The organism is Streptomyces calidiresistens (genome assembly GCF_014141525.1).
GTDB lineage: Bacteria > Actinomycetota > Actinomycetes > Streptomycetales > Streptomycetaceae > Streptomyces > Streptomyces calidiresistens.
In genome coordinates this window covers 1-6792 of the sequence record NZ_VKHS01000235.1, presented here as the reverse complement: position 1 = coordinate 6792, position 6792 = coordinate 1, and the positions used below count along the sequence as shown (strand labels likewise).

Here is a 6792-nt window from a genome sequence, read left to right as displayed (position 1 = left end):
TGCAGCTTCGTCGGCAGCGTCAGGTGTGTATAAGAGACAGGAGGGGACCTCAACGGGTTCGCGCGGACCCGCGCCGGCGGGGGCGGACCCGGCGCGGGACGCACACCGCGCCGGGTCCGTCCCGGTTCAGCCGACCGGCTCCGGCTCCCGCTCCGGCGCCGGGGGTCCGCCGGCGCCGGGCGGGAGGGCACCGGTCGGGGTGCCGCTGCCGCGCAGGTGCTTCTCCAGGCTCGCGCCCTCCACATCCACGTTGGGCAGGATCCGGTCCAGCCACGCCGGCAGCCACCAGGCACGCCGTCCCAGCAGGCCCATCACGGCGGGCACCAGGGTCATCCGGACGACGAAGGCGTCCAGCAGGATCGCGATCGCGAGGCCGAAGCCGATCGCCTTGACCATCATGTCGCCGGCGGTGATGAAGCCGAAGAAGACGCTGATCATGATGATCGCGGCGGCCGTGACCACCCGGGCGTTGAGGTCGAAGCCGGAGACCACCGCCTGCTGCGGGTCCTCGCCGTGGACGTAGGCCTCCCGCATCCGGGTGACGAGGAAGACCTCGTAGTCCATGGCCAGGCCGAAGATCACACCGATGAGGAAGATCGGCATCATGCTGACGATCGGTCCGGTCTCGGCGACGCCGAGCAGACTCGCTCCCCAGCCCCACTGGAAGACCGCGACCACGGCGCCCAGGGCGGCCAGCACCGACAGCAGGAAGCCGAGGGCGGCCTTCAGCGGGACGAGGAGAGAGCGAAAGACCAGCATCAGCAGCACGAACGCCAGGCCCACCACCAGTGCCAGGTAGGGCACCAGGGCGTCGTCGAGGACCTTGGTGAAGTCGCTCTCGACGGCGGTCTGGCCGGAGACCAGCACCTGTGCACCGGTCTCCTCGGCCACCACGGGGGCGACCTCGCCGCGCAGTTCGGCGACCAGGTCGGCGGTCTCCCGGTCGGAGGGTCCGGAGGAGGGGAAGGCGACCATCCGGGCGATGTCGCCGGCCTCGTTGAAGGTGGCGGGGGTCACCGCCACCACGCCCTCCAGTTCCGAGACGCGATCGGCGGCGCGCTCGGCGGCGGCCTCGGGGTCGTCGGCGTCCCGGGCGTCGAGGACCAGCAGCAGCGGGCCGTTGAAGCCGGGGCCGAAGCCCTCGGAGAGCATGTCGTACGCCTGGCGCTGGGTGGTCTCCTCCGGCTGGGTGCCCTCGTCGCCCATGCCCAGGCGCATGTCGGTGACGGGCAGCGCGAGGATGCCGAGCAGGGCGACGCAGGCCGCCAGCACGGGGACCGGGCGGCGGAGCACGCCGCGCGCCCAGCGGCTGCCGAAGTTCTCCCGGCCGGAGCGGGAGAAGGTGGCGGGGATGGTGGTCGGGACGCCGCCCCGGTCGGCGTTGGCCTTCCGGACCCGGCGGCCGAAGATGCGCTTGCCGACGAAGCCGAGGGCGGCGGGCACCAGGGTCAGCGCGACCAGGACGGCCACGGCGACGGTCGCGGCGGCTGCCATGCCCATGCGGGTGAGTATCGGGACGTTGACCACGGCCAGGCCGGCGAGGGCGATGATCACGGTCAGGCCGGCGAAGACGACCGCCGAGCCGGCGGTGCCGACGGCGCGGCCGGCGGCTTCCTCGGGCTCCAGGCCCTTGGTCAGCTCGGAGCGGTAACGGGAGGCGATGAACAGGGCGTAGTCGATGCCGACCGCCAGGCCGATCATCATGGCGAGGATGCCGGTGGTCTCGCTGAGTCCCAGCGTGACGCTGAGGGCGGCGATCCCCATCATGCCGATGCCGACGCCGAGCAGGGCGGTGACCAGTGGCAGGCCCGCAGCGATCATGGAGCCGAAGGTGATCAACAGGACGACCGCCGCGACGGCGATACCGATGATCTCGCCGTGTCCGAAGTCGGCTTCGCCGTAGGCGACCTCGCCGCTCGCCTCGACCACGAGGCCGGCGTCACGGCCGGCGTCCAGGGCGGCGAACAGTTGGTCGCGCATCTCGGCGGTGATGTCCGCCCAGGTGACGTTGTAGTCGACGGTGGCGTAGGCGACCGTCTCGTCCTCGTTGATGGTGTCGTGCTCGAAGGGGTCGGCGATGTCGACGACGCCGTCGGCGCCGTCCAGCATTCCCAACACCTCGTCGATCACGGCCCGGTTGGCCGGGTCGGAGAGGGTCTCGCCCTCGGGGGCGCCGAAGACGACGCGGGAGGTGACGGCCTCGGCGCTGGAATCGGGAAACGCCTCGTCCAGCAGTTCGAACGCCTGTTGGGTCTCGGTGCCGGGGAGGGCGAACTCCTCCTCCACCTCGCCGGTGACGGTGGAGGCGACTCCGCCGATGGCCAGCAGTACCGCCAGCCAGATGAGGACGACCCGGCCGCGACGCCGGAAGGCGGCGCGGCCCAGTCGATAAAGGAACGTGGCCACGGGGGTGTTCTCCTCCGCTCGCCCCGGAGGGGCGGTGATGGTCGATGGACGGTGATGGGGGCTCCGGGGAGCGGCCGGTGGGGCCGCTCACGCCGAAGCCGGGTACGACTCGGGATGAACGAGATGGAAGCGAGATGAATGGGGCAAAGACGACAAAAAGCCGTTTCGGGGGCGTGACCCTCCGGCCCCGGTACCGGGCCGGCGGCGCGAAGCGGCGCACCGGCGGCCCGGACGGGACGCGGGAAGGCGGAAGCACAGGGGCTCGGAAAGGGGAGACCGGAACGCGCCGGGGGCGCATCACGGGCGCGGACACCACGGGCACCCGGGGGTGCCGTCCGGCGGGGAGGAGCCGGGGGTCCGGACGCCCGTGCCGTTTCCGAGGGGAGCAGCCGGGCCGGGGAGCGAGGACCACGCGGGGGATCCGTGGGGAGCGAATCCCTCGCCTTGCGCCCGGACAGACGCCGGTATCCGCGGAAGGGATGACACCTCTTCGGGAATGTGACCCGTATCACTCCAACCGTCCGGAGGGTTCACCCATCCGCCCCATCGGCACCGTTTCCCCGAACGGGTTGCCCGGCGGGCCGGCGCGCCGAAGCATGGAGGGGTGATCGACGAACGGACCGGACCACCCATCGACAGGGAAACCGGGGACGCCGCGATCGGCGGCTACCCCCGCTTCCCCCACCTCCACGGCGAGCTGATCTGCTTCACCGCCGAGGACGACCTGTGGATCGCGCCCCTTCCCGACCCGGGGCCGAGCGGGCTCGGGGACGGCGACGGCACGCTCACCACCGGCCGGGCCTGGCGCCTGACCGTGGACCGCGTCCGCCCCGGCACCCCCCGCTTCTCCCCCGACGGGCGGCACATCGCCTTCACCACCGGACTGAGCTACGACCCCGAGGTGTACGTCGCCGACGTGGACGGCGGACCGGCCCGCCGGCTCACCCACTGGGCCGCCCCGGACACCGCCGTGCAGGGATGGGACGGGGACCGGGTGCTGGCCACCGCCTCGCACGGGCAGCCCTTCTCCTGGTTCACCCGCGCCCACCGGATACCGCTGGGCGGCGGGCCGGGCGAGGAGTTGCCGTGGGGGCCGGTGAGCGGCATCGCCGTCGGTCCCGTTCCGGCCGGCGCGCCGGGCCCGGCACCCGGCGCGTCGGACACGACGGGCCCGATCGGCACGGCCGGGGAGGCGGGGCGCAGCACCCTGCTGCTCACCGGCAAGGCGCCGCACGAGCCCGCCGCCTGGAAGCGGTACCGGGGCGGCGGCACCGGCCGGCTGTGGTTGGACGGCCGGGAGGTGCTGCCGATCCCCCGGGGTGGCGGCCACCTGGACTGCCCGATGCTGGTCGGGGACCGGATCGCCTTCCTCTCCGACCACGAGGGCGTGGGCAACCTGTACTCCTGCCGTCCCGACGGGTCGGAGCTGTGGCGGCACACCGATCACGACGCCTTCTACGCCCGGCACGCCGCCACCGACGGGCGCCGGGTGATCTACCACTGCGGTGGCGACCTGTGGTTGGTGCCGGAGCTGACCCCCGAGAGCCGACCGCTGCGGCTGCGGCTGCGCCTCGGCGGCCCGCGCCCGGGGCGCAGGCCGCGCCAGGTGCGCACGGCGGGCGCGATCGACGCGCTCGCCGTGGACACCACCGGGCGGGCCTCGGCGGTGTGCGTGCGGGGCTCCCTGCACTGGCTGACCCACCGCGACGGCCCGGCCCGGGTGATCTCCGCGACGCCGGGGGCCCGGGTGCGGATGCCGGTCATGCTCGGCGACACCGGTCGGATCGTATGGGTGACGGACGCCGCCGGGGAGGACGCGCTGGAGGTCTCCGCGCTGCCCCGTGCCGGTGGCGAACGTCCGCCGATCCGGCTGGCGACGGGCCGGCTGGGACGGGTGCGCGAACTGGTGGCGGCCCCGGACGGCCGTTCGGTGGCGGTGGCCTCGCACGACGGGCGGTTGCTGCTGGTGACCATCCCCGACGAGGCGGAGGAGCCCGAGGAGCCGGAGGGACCCGAGGGACCCGAGGAGCCGGGGGGAGCGGGGGTCGGGCCGGGCTCGGAAGCGGCCGGCGGGCCGGGAGCCGAGGACTCACCGGACGGTTCCGGACCGGAGGCGGGCGCGGACGCGGAGGCGGCGGGAGCCGCCCGGACCGGCCCGGGCGCCGGGGAGGGCGGGGAACCCGGCCCGGAGACCGCCACGGGGAGCGCCGAACCCACCGGCGGCCCCGGCGCGGAGGGCGCGGACGGCACGCCCGGCCCGGAGGGCACGCCCGGCGCCGATGCGGCGCCGGGAACGGGGGTGCTGGAGCTGATCCGCTCGGTCAACGGCCCCGTCCGCGACCTCGCCTTCTCCCCCGACTCCGGCCACCTGGCCTGGGCCCACCCCGGCGTGGGCCGCTCCCTGAGCCGCATCAAGATCGCCCGCCTCTCCCCCGGGGACCGCACGATCCTGGACGTCACCGACGGCCGGTTCGAGGACGAGGAACCGGTCTTCACCCGGGACGGCCGCTACCTCGCCTTCCTCTCCTGGCGCGGCTTCGACCCGGTGTACGACGTGCACACCGGGGACCTGTCCTTCCCGCTGGGCTGCCGGCCCCACCTGGTGCCGCTGTCCTCGGCCACGCCCTCGCCGTTCGCCCTCACCCCCGAGGGACGGCCGGCGGCCGGCGGGCTGGATCCGGCCGACGCGGGGGTCGGTGGCGAGGAGGGGGCGGTGTCGGTGGAGGCGGAGGGGCTGGCCTCGCGGGTGACGCCGTTCCCGGTGACGGCCTCCAAGTACTCCTCGCTGCGGCCGGTCGCCGGCGGCGGCCTGGTCTGGCTGCGGTGGCCGATCTCCGGCGCGCTGGGCGAGACCTTCGCCGACCCCAACCGCACCTCGGGCAAGCCGACCCTGGTGCACTTCGACCCCGCCCGGGGGCGCAGCACCGACCTGACCGGCGAGGTGGACTGGTTCGAGGTCAGCGGGGACGGCACCCGCCTGGTGGTGTGCGAGGACGAGGAGTTGCGGGCGGTGCCCGCGACCGAGACCGCCGACGCGGACTCCACCGTCTGGCTGGACGTGCGGCGGATCGTGCAGTGGACCGACCCGCCGGCGGAGTGGCGGCAGGCGTTCGACGAGGCCGGGCGCCTGGTGCGGGACCTGTTCTGGGAGCCGGGCATGTGCGGGATCGACTGGACCGCCGAGCTCAAGCGCTACCGGCCGCTGCTGGAACGGGTGGCCACCCCGGACGAGTTCGCCGACGTGCTGCGGGAGACGCTGGGCGAACTGGGCACCTCGCACGCGTACGTCACCCCCGCCCGGCCCGACGAGGGGCCGGTGCACTACCGGCGGCCCCAGGGTCTGCTGGGCGCCGACATCGAGGCGGACGGTGCCGGTGGGTGGCGGGTGGCCCGCATCCTGCCGGGTGACTCCTCCGACTCGCGGGCGCGGTCGCCGCTGGCGGGCACCGGCGTGCGGGAGGGGGCGGTGCTGGCCCGGGTGAACGGCCGGCCGGTGGATCCGGTGACCGGCCCGTGGCCGCTGCTGGCCGGGACCGGGGGCTCGACCGTCGAGCTGTCCTTCCGGGACCCGGACACGGACACGGCGGCCGGGGGCGAGGAGGGCTCGCGGTCGGGACGGTACCGGCGGGTGGCGGTGGTGCCGCTGCTGGACGACCGGCCGCTGCGGTACCAGGACTGGGTGGCGCGCCGCCGGCGGACGGTGCACGAGTTGAGCGGGGGGCGCTGCGGCTACGTCCACATCCCCGACATGGGCGGTTCGGGATGGGCGCAGTTCACCCGGGACCTGCGGATGGAGTTCTCCCGGCAGGCCCTGGTGGTGGACGTGCGGGGCAACGCCGGCGGGCACATCAGCGAACTGGTGGTGGAGAAGCTCACCCGGACGATCCTGGGCTGGGACCTGACCCGGAACGCCCAGCCGGTGAGCTACCCCTCCGACGCGCCGCGCGGCCCGGTGGTGGCGCTCGCCAACGAGGCCACCTCCTCGGACGGCGACATGATCACCGCCGCCTTCCGGCTGCTGGGGCTGGGGCCGGTGGTGGGCACCCGGACCTGGGGCGGGGTGGTGGGGATGACCGGCCGCCACCGGCTGGTGGACGGCACGGTGATCACGGTGCCGATGAACGCCGCCTGGTTCGACGCCCTGGGGTGGAACGTGGAGAACCACGGGGTGGAACCGGACGTGGAGGCGGTCCGCTCACCCCTGGAGTGGGCCGACGAGCGGCCGACGGTGCTGGAGAAGGCGGTGCGGCTGGCGCTGGAGCTGCTGGAGCGACGGCCGGCGCACTCCCCGCCGGGGTACGAGCGGATACCCGACCGGCGACGGCCCCCGCTGCCCCCGCGCGGCGGGAGCGGCTCCGGGGGGACGGGGGCGCCCGGGACGGCGGG

The 6792-nt window shown here is 74.7% G+C and carries 2 protein-coding genes; one reads left to right on the top strand and one right to left on the bottom strand.

Annotated elements, in window-relative coordinates:
- Nucleotides 1-126 precede the first annotated feature (126 nt).
- Entirely contained in the window at nt 127-2406 is a 2280-nt protein-coding gene (locus tag FOE67_RS11965; RefSeq protein ID WP_182663403.1) for an MMPL family transporter, read from the bottom strand.
- A 658-nt stretch (nt 2407-3064) separates the two neighbouring features.
- Between FOE67_RS11965 and FOE67_RS11960 the strand changes: the two genes are divergently transcribed.
- On the top strand, nt 3065-6792 hold a 3728-nt coding region (locus FOE67_RS11960; RefSeq protein ID WP_323384787.1), incomplete at its 3' end, for a S41 family peptidase.